The organism is Mycetocola sp. Y444 (assembly GCF_059445295.1).
The window spans coordinates 366578-393037 of sequence record NZ_JCAIUB010000002.1 but is presented as its reverse complement, the minus strand read 5'-3'; the positions used below and the strand labels follow the sequence as shown (position 1 = coordinate 393037).

Below are 26460 nucleotides of genomic sequence, written 5' to 3'. Positions count from 1 at the left end.
TTCCTTGTGAGCAGCCCTCCCCCTCAGCTGGCTACGACGAGGCGCTGCTCGCGGCGGAGGTCGCGACCCGCGAGCCCGCGGCAGCACGCGCTCGAGCGCAGGCAGCGGTCGCAGCCTCGAGCAGCGCATCGAAATTGTGCTCCTCGGAGAAGGAGTCGCTCGTGCCGATGCTGACGCCAAGCCGAAATCCCTTCTTGCCCGCCACGGTCACACCGACGAGAGCGTCGAGCAGTTCGAGTGCACGTCGCTCGCCGTCCTGTGGCTTGGGAGAGATTCCGACGAGCGCAAAGCGTCCGGCCCCCCGGTACCCGATGAGCGTCGTTGGATAGAGCTGCTCTCGGAGGAAATCGGCGAGTGCCCTGATGACGTCATCCCCGAACGCGGCGCCATAGGTGATGTTGATCTCCTCGAGGCCGTTGATCTCCACCACGAGCACCGCTGAGTTCTCGCCGTAGTTTTTCACGCGGGCGACGCGGTCACGAGCGCCGGGGACGAACGCTCGCCAGTCCAGGACCCCCATCGCGAAGGTCGTGACTGCGCTTCGAAGAGCCGCATTCCCCATCCGCGCCGCCGCCAGCATGGCCGTCGTGAACGCGATGATCGTGTAGGTGACGAGGCAGACGAGCGCCGTCGTCGTCGCGTTGAAGTACTCAACGAACACGGGGTGATCAGGGCCGGCGATCGCAAATGTTGCGAGCCTCGCCGCGGTCCAGGCAGCCCCGATCGAGCACACGATGGTGATGACACGGCCGTTCACCCGCTTCGCCAGGTCTCCCCTGAGGCTCTCGATGCCGCTGGCGATGGCCAGCAGGATGATGGCCGCCATCGTCACAGAGGCGCCGGCCCATTCGCCGAGCTCGGAGACCTCAATGGCGGTGACGACCCCGGTCGCCAGGAAGAACACGCCGACGACGAGAAGTCGGGGGCGACGCGCGTTGAAGGCCATGCATCCGCTCCAGAGTCCGCCGACGGCACCGACCGCGGCCACGTTCGGCACGATGTTGAGCGCGGACTCCGGGCTGAGCCACGGGGCGAACGCGGCGGCGACAACGCACAACGCGGCGAAGACATACATCATGCTCCACGCCTGCATGAGCCTCACCTTGGAGGTCATAGCCACGTTGAGCATGGCCGCGGCACCAATCGCCAGCACAACGGCAACGCTGACCACGATTACTGCATCATGCACGGGAGTACTCCTCGGGGTGACCGACGATCACGTTGCCGCCCGCCGCGCGCCCTTCGTCGATGAGCAGCGACACTCGCCGGGCCAGACTGGCGAACCGCTCACCTGGCTCCGGAACAGCGAGCGCGATCGTCACGCTCGCTCTGAGGCCCTGGGATTCATCGATGGGAGTATCGACGAGCAACGAACGGATCTGCTGTGCTCGCTCCAGGGAACGGTCGAGGTCGTCAAACAGGAGACCGTCGAAGCCCCCACGGGTTGTGTGGCCGAGAAGAGCGGATGCCGGGGCGACGGCCCGGAGCGTCGAGCCGACCAGACGTGCGGCTGTTGCGGTGAATGAGTGCCCGAACGCCGTGTTCATCTCCGCCAGGTTGTCGATCTCGATCCGCACGAGCACGCAGGTTTCACCCGGACTCTCGAGACGCTCGAGGCGGTCATCAGCGACGCTGGCAAACTGGTCAGGGGACGCGAAGCTGCCCAACTCGCGGGGGGCGTCGGGGTGTGCTCGCCGCGTTTGAGTGCCTTCGGTCCGGAGCACAGCCATGGAGGTCGACGCCGTGATGACGAAGAGAATAGTCACGAAAGTCGTCACATCAGAGTCGAGATACGTGCGGAACACGAAACTGTCTGGCCCGCTCGAGGCAAACACGACGGCACGGACGGCATAAAAACCGCCAACGACCGACATGACCACCGCGAGCATCCGCGCGTTGAGGCTCCGTCGCATCCGGCCCGAGAACGACTCGACAGCCGCGAGCAGGGCAAATACCGTGACGCCGAGAAGGAACACCAGACCGCCGGCCCAGCCGCCCGCGGCCGCGTCGACCCAGGCAGCGATGACAACGACGAGGCCGCCGGCGATGCTCACAACGTACAGGGGCCTTCGACCGTTGAAAGCTCTGCTCCCCGACCAGACGAACCCCATGGACATGGCCAGGGCGCCGTTTCCGATACCGACCGAAATCATCGCATCGGGGACCACCGCCCAGACGGCGTAGGACGTCATCGTCGTGACGCCCAGAATGAACGCCGCGGACCATAACCGGCTGGCAACATCGTTGTGCTGCATCACCGTGCTGAGGATGAAGATCGTGCCACACAGTGTGACGACGAGGCCAGTCGCCAACAGGAGCGTCGGCAGGTCGAGGGAGACCGGACCGCCCATGAACGCGCGCATCACTCGGCCTCCGACGGTACGCGGGGAAGTGTGATGACCATCGTGGTTCCGGCAGGGCTCGACGCAGACATCCGTATGTTCCCGTCGTGCGCCTCGACGATTTCCTGGCTGATGGCCAGTCCGAGCCCGGTTCCATGAATACTCGAGTTACGCACCGACTCCGCGCGGTAGAACCGCTGGAACAGACTCTTCTGCTCCTCGGCCGTCATCCCGCTGCCTGTGTCAGACACGAAGATCTCCACCTCGTCGTCATCCCCGATGACCGCCACGCTCACGCGGCCTCCCGGGTGGTTGTACTTGACGGCGTTCGACAGCAGGTTGTCGATGACCTGGCGGACGCGGAACTCGTCGGCGTAGACGATCGGTGAGCCGATGGAGGTGAGCAGCAGCGAAATCCGCCGCTCGTCCGCCATCGGCTTGAGCGATTGGATTGACTGCTTGGCGAGAACCGCCAGGTCGGTCGGCGCGAAGTTCAGGAGGAACCCGGCGTTCTCGTTCTGTGAGGCGCGCAAAAGGTCGCTCACGATCGACAGCAGCCGATCCGCGTTGTTGAGCGCGACATCCACGTATTCCCTGTCCTGCCCCTTCAGCGAATCACCGTCGAGCACAAGCTCGAGATAGCCGAGGATCGAGGTGAGCGGGGTGCGCAATTCGTGAGAGACGGATGCAACGAGGTCGTCTCGGGCGCGGATCGCGGCGAGCTCTGCGGTGAGATCGCGGGAGACCATCACCGCGCCCTCGCGTTTTCCCTCGGCGTTGGTGAACGGGCGACTGGTCATCCCCAGCGCGAGTCGCTTCTCCCCCGGCTCGCCGTACCAAACGATCAGGTTCTCAAAACTCTCGCCACGCAGCATCCGTTCGAGGGGGCGCTCTCCGACCGGGAGTGGTGTGACCCCGTCCTCGCGATAGCCGACGGCGGGAAAGTACGACGACGATGGCGTCCCGAAATCATCGAGCCAGCGCCGGTAGGTCCGGTTGACTATGGTGTGACGCCCGAACCTGTTGGTTGCGACAACACCGAAAGACACGGTATTCATAACCTGGTCGAGGGTCCGCTCGTCGCGCCGCGCCCGATCGAACGCGCTCTCGAGGAGTTCGGCCTGCTGCCGGAGAAGAACCCGCTGCGCCTGGGTCTTTCGCGTGCCGATATAGGTCGCCGTTGAGACGAAGATCAGCACGACAGGGATGATCAGAGCGCCGATCACTCTCGTGCCGGACGACGGGTCCTGCACGACGAAAAGACCGGCGATGAGCAGGACCGTGGACATCGCCGGGCCGGCGATCGCACCGGCCAGGCCGAAGTATGTCGCCATCCAGAGCACGGGGAAAACCAGGAAAAGCCCTGCACCGAGCGCGGGTTCCGCCACCCGCAGCACGACGATGGCAACGATGTCGAGCAGGGGCACGAGGACGGTCCACTTCTTGCCCAGTCTGCCCCACGGAACCACCCCCGCCCCCGCTGTCGTGACGAAGACAAACGCGACCCCGAGAAAGAACAATTCGGGATTCGAAACGGTGCTGGGGATTGTCAGAGCAATGCCGACGAGCAGGAGGACTGCGCCGGCGAGGAGGAGTTGCCACAGGAAAACGGAACGCTCGAGGTGCCATCGGCTCGACGGCGAAGCCTTCGTCAGGGGCAGTGACATGGCTCTGAGACTAGCAAGCTCCCGCGGTGCTCCCCGACACGAACATGCGGAACCCCTGGTGCGCCCCCGCCATTGGTCTGGGCCGCCGACCAGCGTTGGTCAGGCCCGGGCAGCATCCCCGAGTTTTGCTGCGACGAGTTCGGCGATCTGCACAGCGTTGAGCGCGGCGCCCTTGCGGAGGTTGTCGTTCGAGATGAACAGGGCGATGCCCTTGTTCTTCGGTGCGCTGAGGTCGGCGCGGATCCTGCCGACGAACGAGGGGTCCTTGCCCGCTGCTTCGAGGGGCGTCGGGATGTCTGCGAGCTCGACGCCCGCGGCATCCGTCAACAATTCGGTCGCACGTTCCGGGGTGATCTCGCGCGCGAACTCGGCGTTGATCGACAGCGAGTGGCCGGTGAAGACGGGCACACGAACGCAGGTGCCCGAGACCAGCAGGTCGGGCAGCTCGAGGATCTTGCGGCTCTCGTTGCGGAGCTTCTTCTCCTCGTCGGTCTCGTTGCTGCCGTCATCGACGATCGAGCCGGCGAGCGGAACGACGTCGAATGCGATCGGGCGCTGATAGATCGTCGGAGCGGGCATCGTGACCGCTGAGCCATCGTGCACGAGCTGGAGCAGGTTTTCGTCCTGTACCGCGGTGCGTACCTGGGTGGCGAGCTCGCGTGCCCCGGCGAGGCCTGAACCGGAGACGGCCTGGTAGGTGCTCACGATGAGACGCTCGAGTCCCGCCTCATCGTGCAGCACCTTGAGCACGGGCATCGCTGCCATCGTTGTGCAGTTCGGGTTGGCGATGATTCCCTTGGTCGCTTCATCGATGGCGTGCGGGTTCACCTCGGAGACCACGAGCGGAACATCCGGGTCCATCCGCCAGGCACTGGAGTTATCGATCACCGTAGCGCCAGCGGCCGCGAACCTCGGGGCCTGGGCGCGGCTGCCTGTCGCTCCCGCCGAGAAGAGGGCGATATCGAGCCCGGTCGGATCCGCGGTTGCGGCATCCTCGACCGTGATGTCTTCGCCGCGGAACGTTATCGTGCTCCCGGCCGATCGCGCGGACGCAAAGAACCGGATGCTGGCAATCGGGAACTCCCGTTCCTCAAGCAGCCTGCGCATCACAGCGCCAACCTGCCCGGTGGCTCCGACGATCCCGAGGTTCACTCCGTTGGCCATGGTTCTCTCTCCTGTGCGTGCCGGCTTCTTCAGCCGGGTGTGACGAAAGGACAATTCTCCCAAACCGCGCCGGAAAGAGCGATGCCTGGTGGGTGCAGGGAACGGTCAGCGACCGGTTCCGCCGTGGACGACCGCCTCAGTGGCGCTGTCGAGCCCGAACGCCGCGTGGACGACGCGAGCGGCCTCCTTGACATTGTCGGCGCGCGTGATCACCGAGATGCGGATCTCACTGGTCGAGATCATTTCGATGTTGATGCCGGCGAGGTGCAGCGCTTCGAACAGTCGAGCTGACACGCCGGTGTTCGCCTTCATGCCGGCTCCGACGAGCACGAGCTTGCCGATCTGGTCGTCGTGCTGGAGCGACTCGAATCCGACGTCGTCCTTACGCTCGAGCAGCGCGGCGATCACCTGTGGCGCTTCGTCCTGCGGCAGCGTGAAGGAGATATCGGTCAGGCCGGTCGCTGCGGCAGAGACGTTCTGCACGATGATGTCGACGTTGGCTTCGGTCGAGGCGATGATCTTGAAGATCTGCGCGGCCTTGCCCGGTACGTCGGGCACCCCGACAACGGTGATCTTGGCTTCCGTGAGGTCGATCGCGACGCCGGTGACGATGGGCTGTTCCATCTCTTCGCCCTCTTTCGGGTTGATGACGAGGGTTCCCTCGTTGTTGTTGAACGATGATCGCACGTGCAGTTTCACGCCGTGCCGACGCGCGTATTCGACGGCGCGAATGTAGAGCACTTTCGCGCCGTTTGCGGCGAGCTCGAGCATTTCTTCACTCGTGATTGTGTCGATCTTCTTTGCCAGCGGAACGACGCGGGGGTCCGAGGTGAAGATGCCGTCGACATCCGTGAAAATCTCGCACACCTCGGCGTGAAGCGCGGCAGCGAGGGCGACGGCTGTGGTGTCTGACCCGCCCCTGCCGAGGGTGGTGATGTCTTCGGTCTCGTCGTTGAAGCCCTGGAAGCCGGCGACGATCACGATCGCCCCCGTGTCGAGGGCCTGGCGGACCCGGACCGGGTTGACGTCGACGATGCGGGCAGAGCCGTAGTGCTTGTCCGTGCGCATGCCCGCCTGCAGGCCCGTGAACGAGCGCGAGTCAACGCCGAGGTTTTTGATGGCCATGGCGAGCAGCGACATCGAGATGCGTTCGCCGCTCGAGAGCAGCATGTCCATCTCGCGCGGCTCGGGTGGGAGCGGAGAGACGGCGCTGGCCAGGTCGAGGAGTTCATCCGTCGTGTCGCCCATGGCGCTCACGACGACGACCACTTCATTGCCGGCCTTGTGCGTCTCGACGACGCGCTTCGCGACACGCTTGATGCTCTCGGCATCCGCGACGGATGATCCGCCGAACTTTTGCACGATAAGGCTCACGTGTACTCCTGGGGGGTGGATCGGACAAGACCGATATCTCATCCTAAAGGCGCTCGCATGCCGGGTTTGCTATGTGACGGATGCCCCGGTGCAATCCTCACGGAATCCGTGCAGCACCCACTCGGCGTACGTGCGCTGGTGCCTCACGGCGCCCGACCGCCTGCGCGCGGCAGGGCGGGCGACATCTCGAGGGTCAGCGAGAGACGACAGTGCGGCCCTCGAACGCACGGCCGAGGGTGACTTCGTCCGCGTACTCGAGGTCGCCGCCGACGGGCAGGCCCGACGCGAGTCGCGTGACGCGAATCTCGAGGACGGTGAGCAGCCGGCTCAGGTAGGTCGCCGTCGCTTCGCCCTCGAGGTTGGGGTCTGTGGCGATGATTACTTCCTGCACGACGCCGTCTGCGAGGCGCTGCATGAGCTGGCGGATGCGGAGGTCATCGGGACCGATGCCGTCGATGGGGCTGATGGCGCCGCCGAGCACGTGGTAGAGGCCGCGGAACTCGCGGGTGCGCTCGATGGCGACGACATCTTTGGCCTCTTCGACGACGCAAATGCTCGCCGGGTTGCGACGGGGGTCACGGCAGATCGAACAGGTGGGCTGTTCGGCGACGTTGCCGCAGATTTCGCAGAAGTGGACCTTCTCCCTCACCTCGACGAGGAGTTCGGCCAGGCGCGACACGTCGAATGTCTCCGTTTGCAGGATGTGGAACGCGATGCGCTGCGCGGACTTCGGGCCGATTCCCGGGAGACGGCCGAATTCATCGATGAGTTCCTGGACTATGCCTTCGTACATGTGTGTTTAGTCCCTGTTGAAACGTGTGGGTGGGGTGTGTGGTTGTTCCTCGATGAAACTGGCCCCGAGGATTTCCCGCACAACCGATTCGCCGTAGCGAGTGGATGCTTTGGGGTGCGCTGGTGTGAAGACCCGCGACTGTGGCTCCGTCTGCTGCTGCGTTGCCCGTTGCTGCGGTTTTTGCTGTGGCGCGGGCGTAGCTGGTGCCGGGCGCGTGACAGTCGGGGCGATCCGTGCCGTGACGTCGCCGATCGCGACCGGCTCCGCGTATGGATCGCCATATCCGTCGGGGTACGGCGGCTCGTCGTCTGCGGGAGGTGCATCGTCGTCGCTGGGGAGTGACGGATCGGTGCTGACGGGGCGCGCTGGCGCCTGACGTGTGGCCGGGGCTGCGGTGGACGGCGCTGGGACGGACGGCGCTGCGGTGCGCTGAGCGGCGGGTGCGGGCGCGGCGGGTGCTTCGACGGGAGCACCTGAGCCAGGAATCGCGACAACGGCCCAGCCGCCATCAGCGTTGAGCGGCGCTGTCTGCGGTTCCGGTGCGTCGGTCTGGACTGGGGCCCGTGTAGCTGGCGGAGTTGCCGGTGCTGCCGGAGTTGGCGGAGCGGCCGGAGCTGCCGGAGCTGCCGGAGCTGACGTCGAAGCCGGTGGTGCCGGTGGGGTTGCAGGCACAGCGGGGGCCGTTGGCGCGGCGGACTCGGCCGAGCGCTGCGGAACTCCCGGAACCACCCACTCCGTGGGGATCGCATCGCGGGCGGCGCGGGACTCGGCGTCTGCACCGACCACCTGACCGACGACGACGGTCGGCCAGGCCGGAGGTGCTGGTGGAGTCTTCGGCGCGACGTCGCTCTCGGCCGTGGTCGACGCAACGGCAGGAACAGTGTCCGTTCCACCGGACGCATCGGTCGACGCCCCATCGCGGGCTTCGGCGACTGCGGTGCCGGTACCTGCTGTACCGGCGACTGCTGTACCGGCGGGCACTGAACCTCCTTGCGAAGCCTCAGTGGCGGACACCATCCCTGCGACCTGCTGGCCCGTACCTGCAGCCGGCGCACCCTCGGTCTCGCGATCGGCGGCTACCCCCTGGGTGACGTTGGCCGAGTCGGCATCTGCCTGTGCTGCGTTTGCCTGTGCTGCGTCGGTTGGGCGATCTTCGGTCGGCGACATGCCGGGTGCGGCGGGCGACGCGGGCGGAGCATCCGTTGTTGACGATCCACCGTGACCATCGCCCGGAGGCGCCACCTGGGCAATGAATTTCACACTGACGCCGAGCACGTCGAGAATCGCTTGCCGCACGTGCGACGAAACGCCCTCGCCGGCGTTGAGCTTCTTGAAGTCATCGACGTCGGTCTGGCTCGGGAAGGCCAGCCGCAGGACGAGGTCGTCGCCGAAACCGCGGATGGATGCCGTTGTCGCAACGAGCCAGGAGGAGCGCTTGGTCTTGGCCACGCGATCCAGGATCTCCGGCCAGGCGTCTTTGAGCTGCTGCAGTGAGACAGGTCCGATGGGGCGGACGGTCACCGGTTCGGCCGGAGCGGGCGTCGCGGCCTCCGCCGCAGGGGCCTGACGTGATGGCGCGGACCCGGCCGGCTCGGCGGCTGTTTCGACCGGGCGCTGTGCCGCTGGCGTTGCCGTGGGAGGCGCGGGCGCCGCGGCCACCGCTGCCGGTTGCGCGGGCGGAGCGAGAACGCTGTCACCCATGCCGACGCGACGCTCGAGCCTCTCGACTCGGGCGAGGGCGCCCCGCGCCGTGTCGTCCATCGACGGCACGAGCACGCGCGCCACCATGAGCTCAAGGTGGAGCCGGGGCGAGGTGGCGCCCGTCATCTCGCTCAGCGCGGTGTTGACGATGTCGGCTGTCCTGCTGAGTTCCGCCTGGCCGAAGCCCGTCGCCTGCACAGACATGTGGTCGAGTTCGTCTTGCGGGATGCCGCGGAGCACGGCAGATGCGTCGGCTCCGGTCGCGCCGACGACGATGAGGTCACGGAGTCGCTCGAGCAGGTCGTCGACGAAGCGCCGGGGATCCTGGCCGGTCTGGATGACCCGGTCGACGGCGGTGAACGCCGCGCCAGAGTCACGGATGGCCAGTGCGTCGATGACCTCGTCGAGCAGGGCCGAGTGGGTGTAGCCGAGCAGCGCGACGGCCCGCTCGTAACCGACGGTGTCGCCCTCGGAGCCGGCCATGAGCTGGTCGAGCAGCGAGAGCGTGTCTCGGGCTGAACCGCCACCGGCGCGAACCACCAACGGCAGCACGCCAGCTTCGACCTTGACCCCCTCGCTCTCGCACAGGGACTGCACGTACTCGAGCATTTGCGCGGGCGGAATGAGGCGGAACGGGTAGTGGTGGGTGCGCGAACGGATGGTGCCGATGACTTTGTCGGGCTCGGTCGTCGCGAAGATGAACTTGATGTGCTCCGGCGGCTCTTCGACGATCTTGAGCAGGGCGTTGAAGCCCTGCGGCGTAACCATGTGCGCCTCGTCGAGGATGAAGATCTTGTACCGGTCGCGGGCCGGAGCGAAGACAGCACGCTCGCGAAGGTCGCGGGCATCGTCGACGCCGTTGTGGCTTGCCGCGTCAATCTCTACGACGTCGAGCGAGCCACCGCCATCACGGCTGAGTTCGACACAGCTCGGGCAGACACCGCACGGGGTATCGGTCGGGCCCTCAACGCAGTTGAGGCAGCGAGCGAGGATCCGGGCCGAGGTCGTCTTGCCGCAGCCGCGCGGGCCGCTGAAGAGATAGGCGTGGTTGACCCGGTTGGTGCGAAGTGCAGTCATGAGCGGATCGGTCACCTGAGACTGACCGATCAGCTCGGCAAAGGACTCTGGCCGGTAACGGCGATACAGGGCGGTAACCACCCCCTTATCGTAGTCGCCGCCGCCGACAACAAGCCGAGCTTCTCCACAGTGGCCGTCCCGATCCGGTGGGCCGCACCCTTGCGCGCGCCTCACCACCCGCGCGCGCCTCACGCCCCGGGCCTCACGCCCCATGCCCACGCCCCGTGCCTCACGCCCCGGGCCCGGCCTAGTGCCTCACCCTTCACGCCCCGGGCCCTGCGCTCGTGCCCCGGGAGGGGAAACACAGCCCCCGTCGACGTATCGGCCCCACACCCCCGGGTTCTCCTCCCGAAACAACGACACCCGGTTGTCCGCGGCCCCCGCGGCTCGGGCCTCACGCCCGGCGCTCGTACCCCACGCCGCAGCGTCGCCGCCGTGGCCGTGCTTGACGCCCCGGGCCCGGCGCTCCCGCCCCCGGGAGGAGAAACACAGCCCCCGTCGACGTATCGGCCCCACACCCCAGGGGTTCTCCTCCCGAAACGACGACATCCGTTATCCACAGCCCTCCGACGCTGAGAAAGTTCCCCACCGGTTTGGTCGCAAGACGGCGGCCAGCCGCGAGCAGGGGCCACCCTCGGGTCATGACCGACGAATTCAGCATCCTTGCCCGGCGCGGCGGACTCGCGCACCTCTCAGTCCTGGAGTCTGACGGCGCCCGCCGCGTGCATCTGCAGCGCATGGTCACCGCCGGGATACTGCTCCGCCCGCGGCGCGGGTGGTACGCGGTCCCCGACATCGACCCACTACTCCTCCGGGCCAGCACACTCGGCGGCATGATCACCTGCGTCAGTGCACTCAGAAGGCTCGGGGTGTGGTGTGAAAACGACCATGCCCTTCATCTTGCTGTTCCAGTCAACGCGGGTCACGGGCCTCATCGAGCCGACGGGCTGGTCACCCACTACTCGCTCCCGGCTACCCAGACTGCGGGGCTGCCGACGGTCTCGGTCCTCGACGCACTCATCGACCAGTTCGGATGCCAGAGCAGCGAGAACGCCATCGTCGCGATCGACTCAGCACTCAATCGGCGCCTGATTGGACGATCCGACCTGCCCGAGCTGCGGTCCCGGGTACCCCGGAGGTACTGGCCGCTGATCGAGTGCGCCGATGGCAGGTGTGAGTCCGGACTCGAAACGAAGGTCCGGCTGAGACTCCGGCGCCGCGGCATCCGTTACCGCACGCAGGTGTGGATCCGCGGAGTAGGCCGGGTCGACATCCTGGTCGGAGATCGGCTCATCATCGAGACCGACGGCATGGAATTCCACACCGGCGAGTCGGCGACGAAAGACCGCGAGCGTGATCTTGTGCTCCATCGACTGGGTTACATCGTCATTCGCGTGACCTACGCCATGGTGATGTATCGATGGGCGGAGGTCGAGTCGGTGATCGGCGAGTACGTCTCCCGCCGTGAGCACCTGTGGGCCGCGCGCCACATCCGCGCGGGGTTGGCGCGCTGAGACGGCGGACTGGCAGGTCGGGCCGCCGACACGTCAGCCCGTCGACCCCTTAAACCATCGGAACGGCGTGCGTAGCACGTGTGTTTCGGGCGGAGGATGCGCGGGCCCTGGCCGGTATGGGCGCCGGCACCCACGATTTACCTCCCGAAGCATCTGCACCCGCCCGAGTGTCGGCCGCCGAACCCGAGCGGGAGACACTTCCGACTCCGACACGACACCGCAGGACGCGCGGCGGAACAGGCGGGACACAACATCCACTCGGGCGCGCAAGTGCGTCGTCGCGTCAGCACCTCGGGCCGTGGCACTGGAGTTTCGGGCGGAGGATGCGCGGGCCCTGGCCGGTATGGGCGCTGGGACCCGCGATAGACCTCCCGAAACATCGGGCCGTGGCACTGGAGTTTCGGGCGGAGGATGCCCGGGTTCTGGCCGGTATGGGCGCTGGCACCCACGATTTACCTCCCGAAACACCAGCACCCACCGAAGTGCGGCCACAGCCACCCGGACGCGAACGAGCGGATTGTCGCCCACGCTAGGCGGGACGGCATCCGCTCCAAGCCGACGCGCTAGAGCGGCGGCCCGCCCGGCGCGCCCGGATCGTCCGTCGGATCGTCCGCCCAGAAACAGGTCAGGACTGCTGAGGTGCGGTAGAACACGATTTTCGCATCGGTCGTGCGTGCCATGTCTCCACCCGGCCAATCTCCGCCCGCGCTCTGGGTGCCGGGCGGAAGGCACCCATTGGAAGCGACCGCGAACACCGGTCGCTTCGGGGCGGTCCAGTCCCCTTCCTGGTCGCCGGGACACCCGCTGCAGGGGTCGGGCACAGGAATGAACGCCGGCAGCGAGAAGTAGCAGGCGACGAGAAGTGACCCGCCGTGTCGCACCACCGTGTAGGTCGTCGTGTGAATGTCGACCGGTGGGCCCGCGGGCAGGTAGGTCCCGTAGTAGCAGTCACCACCCTCGTCGAGGTCAGCGCCCGCGTTGTGATCCGCGAGCGCCGGGGCAGCTCCCACAAAGAGCAACGCGAGAGCTGCGAAAAACGTCACCACGATTTTGGTCATTCTGGACACAGCATTTCCTCTTTACTGAAGTCCGCTACGGAACCGGCGTGACGGGAGGGCCGCCGGGCGCACCGGGGTCGTTGGTCGGATCGTCTGCCCAGTAGCAGGTGAGAACGGCATGGGTCCGATAGAAGATAATCCGAGCGTCAGTGGACCGCGCCGACTCGCCGCTCGGCCACTCTCCGCCAGGGCTCATGGCCCCCGGCGGCACGCATGCACCTTGTGCGATGTACTGGACCGGCCGGCTCGGGGCAACCCAGTCGTCTTCAACATCGCTGCCGCAACCCAGGCAGTCCTCATCAGCCGGTATGACGCGGGGCAGCTGGAAATAGCACGCGACGAGCAGCGAGTCCCCGTTCCGGATCAGCTTGTACGTCGTCGTGCGGATGTCCTTGGGCGGGCCGGGCAGCAACTGACCGTAGTAACAAGAGCCGCCCTCATCGAGGTCCGCCCCCGCGTTGTGGTCGGCGAGCGCCGGGGCTGCGCCCGCAAAAAGCAGGGCGAACGCCGCGATAAACGTCAGCAGAACCTTCGTGAGCCGTGACACGGAGCACCACTCCCCTACGGCACCGGCGTCACCGGCGGCCCACCGGGCGCGCCGGGGTCGTTGGTCGGGTCGTCCGCCCAGAAGCAGGTCATCACCGCGTGGGTCTTGTAGAACACGATCTTGGCATCCGTCCACCGCGCGGTGGGCTCGCCGCTCGGCCAATCGCCGCCCGGGCTCATCGCACCCGGTGGCACACAGGCACCAGGGACGTTGTAGTAGAGCGGCCGGGTCGGGGCAACCCAGTCCTCTTCATCACAGCCCATGCAGTCATCCTCAGCGGGAATCTCACGGGGCAACGGGAAATAGCAGACGACGAGCAAGGACTCCCCGTGCCGGATCAGCTTGTACGTCGTCGTGCGGATGTCCTTGGGCGGACCCGGCAGCAACTGGCCGTAATAACAGTCACCGCCCTCATCGAGGTCCGCCCCCGCGTTGTGGTCGGCGAGCGCCGGGGCTGCGCCCGCAAAAAGCAGGGCGAACGCCGCGAAAAAAGTCAGCAGAACCTTCGTGAGTTTTGACATGGAGCACGACTCCTTCGTCGAAATTTGCGCACAAGTTAACCCCTGAGGATTCCTCATGTCAAGGCACCGGACAGCTGCGTCTCCGCCATCGTGCCCCCGACGTCGCTACCTCGGCGCCCGACCCCGGCACCACGAACTCAGCGAGCGCCGGGCCTCATCACAAAACGGCGAGGGTCTGGCGTGCGATCTCAAGCTCTTCGTTGGTGGGGATGACCAGCACATCCACCCCTGAATCGTCGGTCGAGATCCGGCGGGGATCCCGCGATCGCTCCTCGTTGCGGTCATCAGACAGCCGGATGCCGAAAGCCTCAAGCCCCGAGAGCGCCGCCGCGCGCACCTCTGGCGAGTTCTCACCAACTCCCGCGGTGAACGAGATAACGTCCACCCGCCCGAGCTGGGCCATGTAATTGCCGATATACCCCTTGATCCGGTGGGTGTAGACATCGAAGGCGGCGCTGGCAACCTCGTCGCCGGCGTCGGCGCGCTTCTGAAGGTCACGCATGTCGCCGACGCCAGCCATGCCGAAGATGCCGCTCTTGCGGTTGAGGAGGGTGTCGAGTTCGTCGAAGCTCATACCGGTGCGCCTGTGCAGGTGAATGAGCACGGCGGGGTCGAGATCGCCGGACCTGGTGCCCATCACGAGTCCCTCGAGCGGAGTGAGTCCCATCGAGGTTTCCACCGACCGCCCACCCGCGATGGCGGATGCCGATGCACCGTTGCCGAGGTGGAGGACGATCTGGTTCAGCTCGCCGAGCGGGCGGTACAGAAACTTCGCTGCTTCCTCCGAGACGAACTTGTGGCTCGTGCCGTGAAAACCGTACTTCCGCACCCGGTGCCTCGCTGCGAGTGTGGCGTCGATGGCATAGCTGTACGCGGCGGGAGGAAGGGTCTGGTGGAACGCGGTGTCGAAGACCGCGACGTGCGGCACGTCGGGAAAGGCACGCTGCGCGGCCTCAATCCCCTGCAGGTTGGCCGGGTTGTGGAGCGGCGCCAGTTCGGCCAGCTCCTCGATGTTGATCTTCACCAGGTTGTTCACGACAGTGGCTTCGAAGAAGCGCTTGCCACCGTGCACGACGCGGTGTCCGACTGCCCCGAGCGGGTGGCGGCTGAGCGACGGCCCGTGCGTTTCGAAGGCTTCGAGCATGACCCGGAACCCCGCCGTGTGATCGGCGATGGGAAGGATGCGCTCGGTCGTCTGCGGGGCGTTCGAGCGCTCGACCGACGGAACGGCATCCCATGGGATCGTGTGCACCGAGCGTCCTGACGCTTCGCCGATCCGCTCCACCAGGCCGCTTGCGAGCATCTGCTCGGTGTCCATGTCGATCAGCTGGTACTTGAACGACGATGAACCCGAATTGACGACGAGGACGGTGCTCATGCTGCCGTGTCGCCCTGGGCCTGGATTGCCGTGATCGCCACTGTATTGACGATGTCCTGCACCAGCGCACCGCGCGAGAGGTCGTTGATCGGCTTGTTGAGGCCCTGAAGCACTGGCCCAATGGCCACGGCGCCCGCCGAGCGCTGCACCGCCTTGTACGTGTTGTTGCCCGTATTGAGGTCGGGGAAGATGAAGACCGTTGCCCGTCCAGCCACCTCTGAGCCGGGCATCTTCGACGCGCCGACCGCGGCATCCGCTGCTGCATCGTACTGAATGGGACCTTCGACGAGGAGATCGGGCCGGCGGGACCTGACCAGAGCGGTCGCCTCGCGCACCTTCTCAACGTCGGCACCCTTCCCGGACTCGCCCGTCGAATACGACAACATGGCGACGCGGGGATCGATACCGAACTGCAGCGCCGTCTCGGTGGACGAGATGGCGATGTCCGCGAGCTGCGAGGCATCCGGGTCAGGAATCACGGCGCAGTCACCGTAGACGAGCACCCGGTCCTGGAGCGCCATCAGGAACACCGACGACACCACGTTGACGTCCGGCTTGGTCTTGATGATCTCGAACCCTGGGCGAATGGTGTGCGCTGTCGTGTGCATCGCACCGGACACCATGCCGTCGGCGAGGCCCAGGTGCACCATCATCGTGCCGAAGTACGAGACGTCGGTGACCTGGTCGCGGGCCTGGTCGAGGGTGACGCCCTTGTGCGCTCGCAGCCGCGCGTACTCCTCGGCGAACCTCTGTCCGAGTTCCGGGTCATGCGGCGAGAGCACCTCGGCGCGGGAGATATCGAGCCCGAGTTCGACGGCGCGGGCACGCACCTCGGCTGCCTCACCGAGAATGGTGAGCTGGGCAACCTCCCGGGCGAGGAGGGTGTGCGCGGCGCGGAGGATGCGGTCGTCGCCGCCCTCGGGCAGCACGATGTGCTTCTGGTGGGCGCGCGCTCGATCGAGCAGGCCGTACTCGAACATCAGCGGGGTGACCACCTCGGTGCGGCTGACCTCGAGGAGCTGCAGAAGAGCGGATGCATCGACGTGCTGTTCGAAGAGAGCGAGCGCGGCATCGTACTTGCGCTGCGAATCGGCGGCGAGCCTGCCGCGGGTGCGGGTGATCGCGACGATGGTGTCGTAGGTGCCAAGGCCGGTGCGGATGACCGGGAGTGTCTGCGGCAGACCGTCCAGCAGCCGCTCGACGGGCTCGGGCAGTTCGAAGCCGCCGTTGAGCACCACGCCGGCGATCGAGGGGAAGGTACCCGAACTCTGGGCCATCATCGCGGCGAGGAGCACCTCGGTGCGGTCACCGGCGACGACGAGAACGGCGCCCTCGATGAGCCGGGGAAGCACGTTGACCATGCTCATCCCGGCGACGACAACACCGAGCGCCTCGCGGGACAGCAGCGCGGGGTCGCCCTTGATAAGCGTCCCGCCCGTCGCCGTCATGATCGACTCCATGCTCGGGGCGATGAGGTAGGGATTTTCGGGGATCGCCCACACCGGAACGCCCGGTTCAGTGCGCTCGATCGCGGCCGTAATCTCGGCGAGTTTGTCCTCGTCGGCGCGGTTGGCGATGATCGCCAGGAGCGTCGCGTGGGCGTGCCGGAGTTCGGAGAGCGCGAGTTCAGCGAGGTCGTTCATTTGCGCGGGTGTGCGGGGGTCCGCCTGGCCGAGGCGCTCGCCGGAACCCTGGCTGCTGCGGCCGCCGAGCACGAGGAGGACCGGAGCGCCGAGGTTTGCGGCGATCCGGGCGTTGTAGCTGAGCTCGGTCGGGCTGCCGACGTCGGTGAAGTCGGACCCGAGGATCACGACGGCGTCGCACTGCGCTTCGACGGCCTTGTACCGCTGCACGATGGTCGCGAGGGCAGCGTCCGCGTCGGAGTGGACGTCGTCGTAGGTGACGCCGATGCACTCGTCGTAGTCGAGCTGGACGCTGCTGTGGCCGAGCAGCAGCTGCACCACGTAGTCGCGCTCGCCCGTTGAACGGGCGATCGGGCGGAAGACGCCAACGCGCTCCACCGAGTGAGAGAGGGTGTCGAGCGTGCCGAGCGCGATTGTCGACTTGCCGGTCTGTCCCTCAGCGGACGTGATGTAGATGCTTGTGGCCACGGTCCAAGACTACGACCCAGCGGGCCGGGCCGTAGTCGCGAAGGTCCCACCGCTCAGCTGTTGTCGCCCCCGGTCTCGTCAACCCGTTCCTGCGCGTCCTCCTGCGATACACCGGCACCCTCGCCTGCCCACTGCCACTTCGCAACCTCGGGAATGTCCTCGCCGTGGTCCCTCGTGTACTGGCGCGCGGCGAGCCGCGCATCCTCCATCAGCTGCCGCAGCCCGGCCGAGCGTGTACCGATCCCGGGAACCCGGTCGATCACGTCCATGACGAGCCGATACCGATCGAGGTCGTTGAGCATGACCATGTCGAACGGGGTCGTCGTCGTACCCTCTTCCTTGTACCCGCGCACGTGGATGTTCTCGTGGCCGTTCCTCTTATACGCGAGACGGTGGATCAGCCACGGGTAGCCGTGATACGCGAAGACGATGGGCCGGTCGACGGTGAAGAACGAGTCGAACTCCCGGTCGCTCAGCCCGTGCGGGTGCTCGGACTCGTTCTGCAGCCGCATCAGGTCGACGACATTGATCACGCGCACGCGCAGTTCCGGCAGGTGTTCACGAAGAAGGGATGCCGCGGCGAGCGTTTCGAGCGTCGGAACGTCGCCGGCGCACGCCAGGACGACGTCAGGTTCGGTGCCTGGCTGCTCGGATCCCGCCCAGTCCCAGATCCCGATGCCGCGAGCGCAGTGCGCGATGGCCTGGTCCATGGTGAGCCAGTTTGCCTGCGGCTGCTTGCCGGCGACAACGACGTTGACGTAGTCCACCGATTTCAGGACGTGATCATACGTCGACAGCAGGGTGTTGGCATCCGGTGGCAGGTACACCCTCACCACGTCGGCCTTCTTATTGACGACGTGGTCGATGAAGCCAGGGTCCTGGTGACTGAACCCGTTGTGGTCCTGCCGCCAGACGTGGCTGGAGAGCAGGTAATTGAGGCTCGAGATGGACCGGCGCCACGGAATCTCCGACGTCGTCTTCAGCCACTTGGCGTGCTGGTTGAACATCGAGTCGATGATGTGGATGAACGCTTCGTAACAGTTGAACAGGCCGTGCCTGCCGGTGAGGAGGTACCCCTCGAGCCAGCCCTGGCACTGATGCTCGCTGAGCATCTCCATCACCCGCCCGGCCCGCGCGAGATTCTTGTCGACCGGGAGGATCTCGGCATCCCACTGTTTGTCGGTGTGCTCGTAGACAGCGGGCGCGAGCCGGTTGGATGCCGTTTCGTCCGGGCCGAAGATACGGAAGTTGTCGGGATTGTCGCGAATCACGTCGGCGAGCCAGACCCCGAGCACCCGTGTCGCCTCCGCGGTGGTTCCGCCGGGGACGGGGACGTCGACGGCGTAGTCGCGGAAGTCGGGAAGCTCGAGTTCCCGGCGCAGCACCCCACCGTTGGCATGCGGGGTCGCGCTCATCCTCAGGTCGCCGGCCGGGGCGAGCGAGGTGACCTCAGCGACAGGACGACCGGTCTCGTCGAAGAGTTCGTCAGGACGGTATCGCCGCAGCCACTCCTCGAGGATTTTCGTGTGCTCTTTCGTGTCGCGCGCGTTGGCGAGCGGGACCTGGTGCGCGCGCCAGGTGTCCTCCACCAGGAGGCCGTCGATCTCGGCGGGGCAGGTCCAGCCCTTGGGTGTGCGCAAAATGATCATGGGCCAGCGCGGGCGGGTCACGTCCTCCCCCGCGTCGCGCTGCTGCTGGGCGGTGCGCTTGAGTTCGGCGATTTCATCGAGGACCGTGTCGAGCGTTTTCGCCATCCTGGCGTGCACGAGCATCGGGTCTTCACCGTCGAACCCGCCGGAGACGATGTACGGGTTGTGACCGTAGCCGCGCATGAGGGCGAGCAGTTCATCCTCGGGGATACGCGCGAGCACCGTCGGGTTGGCGATTTTGTACCCGTTGAGGTGCAGGATCGGGAGGACGACGCCGTCCTCGAGCGGGTCCACGAACTTGTTCGAGTGCCAGCTGGTTGCGAGCGGTCCGGTTTCGGCTTCACCGTCACCGACAACAGCGGCGACGAGCAGGTCGGGGTTATCGAACGCGGCACCGTAGGCGTGGCTGAGCGCATAGCCGAGTTCACCGCCCTCGTGGATCGATCCGGGCGTCTCCGGCGCGACGTGGCTCGGGATGCCGCCGGGGAACGAAAACTGGCGGAACAGCCGCTTCATTCCTTTTTCGGTCTGAGAGATACGGGAGTAGATCTCGGAGTAGGTGCCGTCGAGCCAGGCGTTCGCCACCATTCCTGGACCGCCGTGGCCGGGGCCCGTGATGTACAGGGTGGACTGTTCCCGCTCGGCGATGACGCGGTTGAGGTGCGCGTACACGAAGTTGAGCCCCGGAGTCGTTCCCCAGTGCCCGAGAAGCCGCGGCTTGATGTGATCCTTGGTCAGCGGCTCACGGAGAAGCGGATTGTCGAGGAGGTAGATCTGCCCGATGGAGAGGTAGTTGGCCGCCCGCCACCATGCATCGATCCGGGTGAGCGTCTCTTCGCTGACCGAGGTTGGTTCTGCCGTAGTCGTGCCTGCCGCTGTCGTGGGTGCCGTAGTCGTGTCTGCCGTTGACGAGGTCATGGGGTCATCCTAGGAAAGGGCACGCCCGTCCGATAGGGGCTGTCCCTCGGGCCAAACGCGGGGGCCAAGCGCGGGGCCCAAACGTAAGAGCCGGCGGGAGCAGTCGCTCCCGCCGGCTCGTACGACCGAATTACCTGGCTGCGCGGCGCGACCGGACCAGTGCTGCTCCTCCGAGCAGCAGCAGCATCCCGATCAGTGCCAGAGGGGCGACGTCGGCTCCCGACTGGGAGAGACGGTCAGCGCCTGCACGGTCAGCGCCTGCACCCTGCCCGCCCGCACCGGGCTGAGATCCAGCACCGGGTTGCTGCGGTCCGGCACCCGGCTGCTGCGGCCCAACGGCCGCAACAGTCACGGTGAGAGGAGCGGACGCACGGGCCACCCCGTCCTGCAGCGCGGCGATCTCATAAGCGCCGGCAGCGGTGTCCGCCGGGATGGTAACCCGGACGGATGCCTCTCCAGCGGCATCCGTCGTCACCGTCGCGAGGACCGCCGGGACCTCGAGAGCGAGAATCGAGAATCCTGCCGTTTCAGGTGCGGCTGGCTCCCGCAGCTGGAGCGCAACCTCGACTCCCGGATCGAACCCGCTGAGTTCGACGTCGACCGTGTTGCCGGCAACGACAGACTCGGGCGAAACCGAGATCATCGGCTGTGAGCCCTCGACCGCAGACACGAGCTGAGCCACTCCCCAGCGCGCTGTCGACTGGTAGCCGGCGCCTGACGGGTCTGCCCAGTTGCGGATGCCGGTGCGAGCGCCGTTCGAGGCGTCGTTGACCTGCAGGTCGAGTCCCTGGAAGGACCCGGCCCCGCCGGATTCGAGCAGGCTGACCGCGACTTCAACGCGGTAGCCGGTCTCGGTCCGTGCGGTGGCGGAGGTGACCCGGTTCCGCTGGAACGCCTCGTCACCGGTTCCGAACGACACAACGTTCTCTGCGCTGATGCGGATCTGTGTGTCGTCGTAACGGTATGAACCGTTCTTCAGGTTGCCCGGATCCACGTAGATCTCAACCGAATCCTGGATCCAGGGATCGGATCCGGACACGTCGACGGTCGGGTCTGTGACCTCGGCGAGGAGATACAGCATGTTGTCGCGCCACAGCGTGCTGAAGACTGCGGATGCTCCCGCGGTGCCTTCTACCTGCTTGAGGGTCTCGACGGTTCCGGCGGAGCTCCACGAGTCGTCGACGACGCCGTCGATCGTGGGAGCGGCGTCGGTCTCGACGACCTCCTGGTACGACAGCGGTTCGAGCAGTGTCAGGGTCCCGACCGTTCCCGCGGTGTTCCACCCGGTCACTGTGCCGTTGTTCTGAACCCGGACATCGAAGGCAACGGTGTCCCCCTGCTCTGCGGCTGTCAGCGGAAGGTGCGCCACGATGCTGTAGCCACCATCGGTCTCGGTGACGACACCCTCGACGTCACCTGTTCCGTCGCGGCCGAACGTCGCGGTCTCCTCGCCCCACGTGAACTGGATCTCGTCAGCGGCATCCGCTGTCGCATCGTCGACCTGGACGAACACGGTCAAGTGATCCGGTTGCCAGCGCAACTGGAACCCGGCGCTCTGCTCGATGGTGTGCAGCGGGAGTTGCTGCCACGCGAGCGCGGTCGTCGCCTCAGCGTCGAGTGGAACGTCGCCCTGGAACACGTTCGCTGTGCGCAACCGTGCAGGCAGCTCGCCGTCGACGATGCCGTAGTACGCGGGCTTGGCCGCAAACGCGTCGTTGAACACGAGCGGCGCACCCGAGCTGTTGCGCCAGCTGCGTCCGTCGGTCAACCCCCAAACCGTGACCGAGAACAGGTCAGCGGCGTGTGCGCGGAAGATCCGGAACGCGTCACGGTAGTAGTACCCCTGGTCGACCAGTTTCGCCTGGGTCACCGGGGTGCCCGTTGTCACATCGAGTTCGGTGACCGCCTGGGTGAGCCCGAGGTCGGTGAATGCCGACAGGGCGGTTTCGAGCGCCTCGACCGGGGTCGAGAGGCTCACGTGGAACTGGTGGCCGACACCGTCGACCGGTACTCCGCGCTCCAGCATCCGTTCAACGAGTGCGTGCAGCCGCTGCTGTTTGCCGTCCTGCTCGGTGTTGTAGTCGTTGATGAAGAGCGTCACCGGCCGGTTTGCGCCAGCGGCAGCGAATTCGTCGTTGAAGGCTTCATCCGCGTACTGGAATGCCAGGTCGATGAAGTCCTCACCGAGGATGCGGAACCACTCGCTGCGGCGGAGACCGTCGGCGTTTTCGTTGCCGTCCGAGACGACCTCGTTGACGACGTCGAAGGCGTTGAGCGGGTTGGAATCGCTGCCGAATTCGCCGTAGGTGTCACTGAGGTGTTCGGCGACGTTGAAGATGTGCGTGCGCATGCGGTCCCGGAGGATCTGCTGGTCGGCAGCGCTGGTGGTGAGTGCGACGCCCGCTTCGTTCTGGAAGAACCACGCCGGAGTCTGTGAGTGCCAGACCAGAGTGTGACCGTAGACCGCGAGGTCCTCATCCTGGGCGAACTGCATCAGGGTGTCGGCCTCGGCGTGTGGGGTGAACTCACCGTCGGCGTTGTACCAGGCCTCTGGCTTCATGTAGTTCTCGGAGGTGACCTGGTCGAAGTGCCTCGTGAGCAGGTCAGCCGCGGTACCCGTGGTCTCGCGACTGTCGATCGCTGCGCCGACGGGGAAGCTCACGGTGTCCTTGATCGGGGTGAGGTCCTCGACCTCGCCGCCGGTCGCGGGAACAGCGACGCTGATGTCGTCGATCAGGAAGGAGGAGGTGTTGCCGCCGTTGTACGCGGTCTCGAAGTAGAGCAGCGCCGAGTCGGCTTCACCCATCTGGAAGGTCTGGTTCACCTGCACCCAGGTGCTGTTCGACATGCCGGTGAACTGACCGAGCGTGGCGTACGACGTGGATTCGCCCGTTGTCCTGGCGAGGCTCAGCCAGACGTCTCCGGGTGTCTCGCCCGCGGCGAACTTCACCCAGGCAGAGAGCTCATAGGTCTGGCCCGGGAGCAGGATGCCCGTGACGTCGTGCCCGATGCCCTGGCCCTGCGAGGTGCGGCCGGACACCAGTGCGGCCTGCGCTCCACTGTGGGCGTCACTGGTCGAGACGGTCACCGAGGCGGGGCCGCTGGCGTCCGCTCGGGGAACCCACCCGCCAAGACCATCCTCGAAGCCCGTGTTGAGCGACGAGAGGTCTGAGTTGCCGGGCGGGGTGGGGTCGGTCGGCGCGTCCACACGCACGGCGGAGACAGAGATGTCGTCGACGAGGTAGCTGTAGCTCGACTTGTCGGGGAGGTCGTCCGTACCGATGTACGCCTGCAGCGCCGTGGCATCCGCGCCCTGCGGAATTTCGAAGGTTCCCTCGACCGTCGACCAGGCGTCGGCGGTGAGCGGGGTGTTCCCGATCCAGTTGTAACCCGGTTTCATCACGAATCGGATGTTGACCGGGGCGGGGGTTGGCTCAGCGAGGCGCGCCTTCATGGAGAAGGTCACGGTGTCCCCGGCCTCGAGGTCGGCGAACAGGCCAGCCGGTGTCTGGATGCCGGCGAAGTCGGTCGTCCGATCGCCGACGCGCAGGGCAGTACCGCCTCCGTCGGCTGGCTCGTAGGTGAGAACCGGGGAGCCGCTCGACTCCCAGCCACCGAGCGTGCTGTCCTCGAAGTCGGCGGAGATGAGCGTCTCAGGCTCCGCTGCCGCGGCAGGCGACGTGAGAAGAGGAACGAGCAGTCCGGCGGCGATGGCGCCCACCAGGATTTTGCGGGACACGGGTCTTACTTTCATGACGCTCCTTTGCGCGAAAGTGAGGTGAGCGAGCACGAGTTCGAATTTTTCGAAAACGTTGTCGAAACCGCTCAAGTGCTCGAAGCCTATTCGGGGGGCCTTTTGTTGTCAAGACCTACAAATACGAATTTCGGATGCTGTTCAGCACTGGCGGCCGGACCCCCATCGCGGTGCGATTTAACAGGAGATCGCACGTTTATCAGGACGGGATCAGCCCTCGGCATCCTGCTCTTCGCACGATGTCCTGCGAATCTCGCGGCCCGGCGAGTGGCTGGCAAGGGGCGGCGGCCAATCGGGCGACGGCCCGTTAACCCGTTAAAAAGAAAAGACCCCTCGCGCACCCGCCAGAGCCCGGTTACCCTTGCTACGTTTCCGTCCTGGGGGAGTTGGCCTGGATGGCGCCACGCGAGGAGCCGTCACCCATTCTACAGACATTGGGCTGTGTTGTTTGCCGCTTGAACCACACGCGGTCGGATGCCGCCTCAAGGCACGATAGGATAGCTGAGGTTGATTCGCTGCGGCGATGACACCGGCTCAGGAGAATTCGCCTAGTGGCCTATGGCGCACGCTTGGAAAGCGTGTTGGGTTAACGCCCTCGGGGGTTCGAATCCCCCATTCTCCGCCAGACACACAGAATCGCCCGCCCGCCAGGACGGGCGATTTCTGCATTTCCCAACGGTGTCGATTCGCGAATCCGGCACCTGCGAAGGCTCGCTAGCAGAACGCGGCGTCTCTTCGCAAAGCCCCCCGGGTGTCCCCCAAAGAGTGGATAGTGTTGCAGCACCCGACAGGAGAGACTTACTCCCGGGGGACGCGGAGACAATGACGGCGACAACAGATATGACCGGGGTGACGGTCAGAGTTCGCCGAAGTCTTCTGGCGCAGGGCATTATCGCCCTGTTGGCGCTCAGTGTCCCGATCATGATCGTGCTGTACTGGCTGACGATTCCAGCGGGAACCTGGGGCTGGGTCGGTGCCGCCCAGTTCGCCGTGCTCGTCGCCGTTCTCATCGCCGGGTACCGATATACCCGGGTGAGCATCACGGCAACTCCCACCTCGCTGTTCGAGGTCCGCTTCTTCGGCGGGGTGACCCGCACGAACATCTCAGATATCGAACGCGTGATCATGCTCGAGATGCACCGCACCATGGCGTCACAGTCGCGACTGCAGATGTTCGTCCTGAACCCGTCCGGAAAGCCCGTTCTCCGCATGCGCGGGGAGTACTGGACCCGCAACAGCATCAACCGCATCGCCGCTCAGTTGAGTGCCGTGCCCGTTGAGCACATCGATCACCCGGTCACGCTCGATGAACTCCAGACCACGCGCCCGGAGATGCTCTACTGGTTCGAGCGTCGACCGATCAGGTTTCCCTGACCACTGGCATCCGCTGGAACAGAAATCGGCATGCCGTACGTCGTCGCTGACGGGGTACTCGAGGCGAGCCTGGTGAAACCCAGCCGCTCGTAGAAGGCCCCGGCGTTCACGTTGTCCGCGCCCATCGTGAGATGCAGGCCGGGAATGCCGCGTTCGGCGAGGGCGGACCGAAGCGTGTCGACCAGCTGTCGGCCGAGTCCCTGCCCTTGCGCTTCGGGGAGGAGGTCGATGTGCAGGTGCGCCGGGTACTCATCCACCTCGTCGATGAGCATGCGCCCAGGATTCCCGGCGCCCTCGATCACCTGTGCCTCAGCAGGAGCAGCGCCGGCGTACTTCGGTGCCACGGTCGGCCACCAGGTCTCCGCGAACCACAGCGCGAAATCGCGGGTGTCGGCGGCCGCGATGACGTAACCGACCACGCGCTCTCCGTTGTCGACGACGAAGGCCAGTTCTGGTTCGCGGTCGACGTAGGGCAGTGCGTAGATGTCGGGCAGCAGGTCATCGCTGGAGTACAGTCCCGTGGCGTCGAGGCCGGTCCTGCCGGTGCGCACGCAGACATCGTAGATATCGGCCCTGTCGGCGGGGCGGTACGGTCGGATCGTCATCACGGTGCCGATTCTACGCACACCATGCTCGGGCCCGACAGCGGTCACGCTGCACCAGTGTGACCACCTCGATAGGGTGGCGGGATGACCAGCTGGCGCGCGGCATCCGTCGATGATGTGCTCACCCGCTGGGCGCTGGAACCGCTGGGACCCGCGTTCAGCACACCATCGTCACACCTCCAGCCCGTGCTCAGGCGCGGAGAGCGCGCCATGCTCAAGGTCGCCCGGATCGAGGACGAAGCGAACGGATGCCGGCTCCTCGCCTGGTGGGACGGCACGGGAGCGGCCCGCGTGTTCGAGCACGACGACACGGCAGCGGTGCTCGCGTGGGGTGGTTCGTCACTCGTCGACGTCGCGATCGGTGGTGACGACGACGGTGCGACGCGCGTGCTGTGCTCGGTCGCTGAGCGGCTCCACTCCGTGTCCCGCCGGAAGTTCGATGACCGGCCGGACGGATTGATTCCGCTCGAATCGTGGTTCCGTTCGCTGTTCCTGAAGGCCGGAACCGGGGGCTTCTACGGGCGCTCGGCAGAACTCGCCAGGCGCCTCATCTCTGGCGGGAGTGACCTGTCCGAGCTCGTGGTGCTTCACGGCGATCTTCACCACGACAACGTGCTCGACTTCGGTGATTCGGGCTGGCTCGCGATCGACCCCAAGTACCTCGTGGGCAACCGGGTCTTCGACTACACGAACATTCTGTGCAACCCGACTCCGGACATTGCGGAGTCTCGGTTCGATCGACGGGTGAGCCTCGTTTCGGAGCTCGCTGGCATCCCGGAGAGGAGCCTCCTTGAGTGGACAGTGGCGTGGACGGCGTTGAGCGCGACCTGGGCCGCTGACGACGGTGACGTTGAAGCCGAACGACGCACCCTCAGGATCGGTGCCATCGCGGAAGCGTCGCTCGCCCGCTGAT

18 protein-coding genes, 1 tRNA gene and 1 other RNA gene are annotated in these 26460 nt (G+C 66.1%); 4 read left to right on the top strand and 16 right to left on the bottom strand.

Annotated elements, in window-relative coordinates; all coding sequences use genetic code 11:
* Positions 1-31 precede the first annotated feature (31 nt).
* The 7 genes from AC1C2M_RS08585 to AC1C2M_RS08555 all read right to left on the bottom strand — a co-directional run bounded on the left by AC1C2M_RS08585 (position 32) and on the right by AC1C2M_RS08555 (position 10199).
* A complete protein-coding gene (locus AC1C2M_RS08585; protein ID WP_495435952.1) occupies positions 32-1189 on the bottom strand; it encodes a GGDEF domain-containing protein in 1158 nt (385 codons plus the stop codon).
* Positions 1182-2366: a GGDEF domain-containing protein gene (locus AC1C2M_RS08580; protein ID WP_495435951.1), complete on the bottom strand. Its 1185-nt coding sequence runs from the start codon at positions 2364-2366 to the stop codon at positions 1182-1184. The genes AC1C2M_RS08585 and AC1C2M_RS08580 overlap by 8 nt, the downstream gene beginning before the upstream one ends.
* Positions 2363-4009 carry a sensor histidine kinase gene (locus AC1C2M_RS08575; protein ID WP_483405331.1) on the bottom strand — a complete coding sequence of 549 codons (1647 nt, stop codon included), beginning with the start codon at positions 4007-4009 and terminating at the stop codon, positions 2363-2365. Before AC1C2M_RS08575 ends, AC1C2M_RS08580 begins: the two co-directional genes overlap by 4 nt.
* Positions 4010-4108: 99 nt before the next feature.
* Positions 4109-5173 (bottom strand): aspartate-semialdehyde dehydrogenase, encoded by a 1065-nt coding sequence (locus AC1C2M_RS08570; protein ID WP_483405330.1) that lies wholly within the window; start codon positions 5171-5173, stop codon positions 4109-4111.
* A gap of 105 nt (positions 5174-5278) precedes the next feature.
* Positions 5279-6547, bottom strand: a complete 1269-nt coding sequence (locus AC1C2M_RS08565; protein WP_483405329.1) for an aspartate kinase — start codon at positions 6545-6547, stop codon at positions 5279-5281.
* Positions 6548-6740: 193 nt separating this feature from the next.
* Entirely contained in the window at positions 6741-7340 is a 600-nt protein-coding gene (gene recR / locus AC1C2M_RS08560; RefSeq protein ID WP_108390211.1) for a recombination mediator RecR, read from the bottom strand.
* Positions 7341-7346: 6 nt separating this feature from the next.
* Positions 7347-10199: a DNA polymerase III subunit gamma and tau gene (locus AC1C2M_RS08555; protein WP_495435950.1), complete on the bottom strand. Its 2853-nt coding sequence runs from the start codon at positions 10197-10199 to the stop codon at positions 7347-7349.
* Between the two features lie 560 nt (positions 10200-10759).
* Between AC1C2M_RS08555 and AC1C2M_RS08550 the strand changes: the two genes are divergently transcribed.
* On the top strand, positions 10760-11632 hold the full coding sequence (locus AC1C2M_RS08550; protein ID WP_495435949.1) for an endonuclease domain-containing protein: 873 nt from the start codon (positions 10760-10762) through the stop codon (positions 11630-11632).
* 563 nt (positions 11633-12195) lie between these two features.
* On the opposite strand, the gene AC1C2M_RS08545 is transcribed toward AC1C2M_RS08550, so the two are convergent.
* The 8 genes from AC1C2M_RS08545 to ffs all read right to left on the bottom strand — a co-directional run bounded on the left by AC1C2M_RS08545 (position 12196) and on the right by ffs (position 23986).
* A complete protein-coding gene (locus tag AC1C2M_RS08545; RefSeq protein ID WP_495435948.1) occupies positions 12196-12690 on the bottom strand; it encodes a hypothetical protein in 495 nt (164 codons plus the stop codon).
* A 34-nt stretch (positions 12691-12724) separates the two neighbouring features.
* Positions 12725-13237: a hypothetical protein gene (locus tag AC1C2M_RS08540; RefSeq protein WP_495435947.1), complete on the bottom strand. Its 513-nt coding sequence runs from the start codon at positions 13235-13237 to the stop codon at positions 12725-12727.
* A 14-nt stretch (positions 13238-13251) separates the two neighbouring features.
* Positions 13252-13758: a hypothetical protein gene (locus tag AC1C2M_RS08535; protein WP_495435946.1), complete on the bottom strand. Its 507-nt coding sequence runs from the start codon at positions 13756-13758 to the stop codon at positions 13252-13254.
* Positions 13759-13915: 157 nt separating this feature from the next.
* Entirely contained in the window at positions 13916-15136 is a 1221-nt protein-coding gene (locus AC1C2M_RS08530; RefSeq protein WP_495435945.1) for an acetate/propionate family kinase, read from the bottom strand.
* Positions 15133-17247: a phosphate acetyltransferase gene (gene pta / locus AC1C2M_RS08525; RefSeq protein ID WP_483405322.1), complete on the bottom strand. Its 2115-nt coding sequence runs from the start codon at positions 17245-17247 to the stop codon at positions 15133-15135. Before pta ends, AC1C2M_RS08530 begins: the two co-directional genes overlap by 4 nt.
* 53 nt (positions 17248-17300) lie before the next feature.
* A complete protein-coding gene (locus AC1C2M_RS08520) occupies positions 17301-19814 on the bottom strand; it encodes a phosphoketolase family protein (protein WP_495435944.1) in 2514 nt (837 codons plus the stop codon).
* 130 nt (positions 19815-19944) lie between these two features.
* Positions 19945-23568, bottom strand: coding sequence for an endo-1,4-beta-xylanase (locus AC1C2M_RS08515; protein ID WP_495435943.1), 3624 nt, complete (start codon positions 23566-23568; stop codon positions 19945-19947).
* A 321-nt stretch (positions 23569-23889) separates the two neighbouring features.
* Positions 23890-23986, bottom strand: an RNA gene (ffs, locus tag AC1C2M_RS08510) — signal recognition particle sRNA small type.
* 119 nt (positions 23987-24105) lie between these two features.
* Here ffs and AC1C2M_RS08505 point away from each other — a divergent pair.
* A tRNA-Ser gene (locus AC1C2M_RS08505) sits at positions 24106-24193 on the top strand.
* A gap of 197 nt (positions 24194-24390) precedes the next feature.
* Positions 24391-24942, top strand: coding sequence for a hypothetical protein (locus AC1C2M_RS08500; RefSeq protein ID WP_483405319.1), 552 nt, complete (start codon positions 24391-24393; stop codon positions 24940-24942).
* On the opposite strand, the gene AC1C2M_RS08495 is transcribed toward AC1C2M_RS08500, so the two are convergent.
* Positions 24906-25547: a GNAT family N-acetyltransferase gene (locus AC1C2M_RS08495; RefSeq protein WP_495436491.1), complete on the bottom strand. Its 642-nt coding sequence runs from the start codon at positions 25545-25547 to the stop codon at positions 24906-24908. The two genes, AC1C2M_RS08500 and AC1C2M_RS08495, sit on opposite strands and share 37 nt — an antisense overlap.
* An 84-nt stretch (positions 25548-25631) precedes the next feature.
* Here AC1C2M_RS08495 and AC1C2M_RS08490 point away from each other — a divergent pair, with 84 nt between their 5' ends.
* Positions 25632-26459, top strand: coding sequence for an aminoglycoside phosphotransferase family protein (locus AC1C2M_RS08490; protein ID WP_495435942.1), 828 nt, complete (start codon positions 25632-25634; stop codon positions 26457-26459).
* The last annotated feature ends 1 nt before the right edge of the window (position 26460 follow it).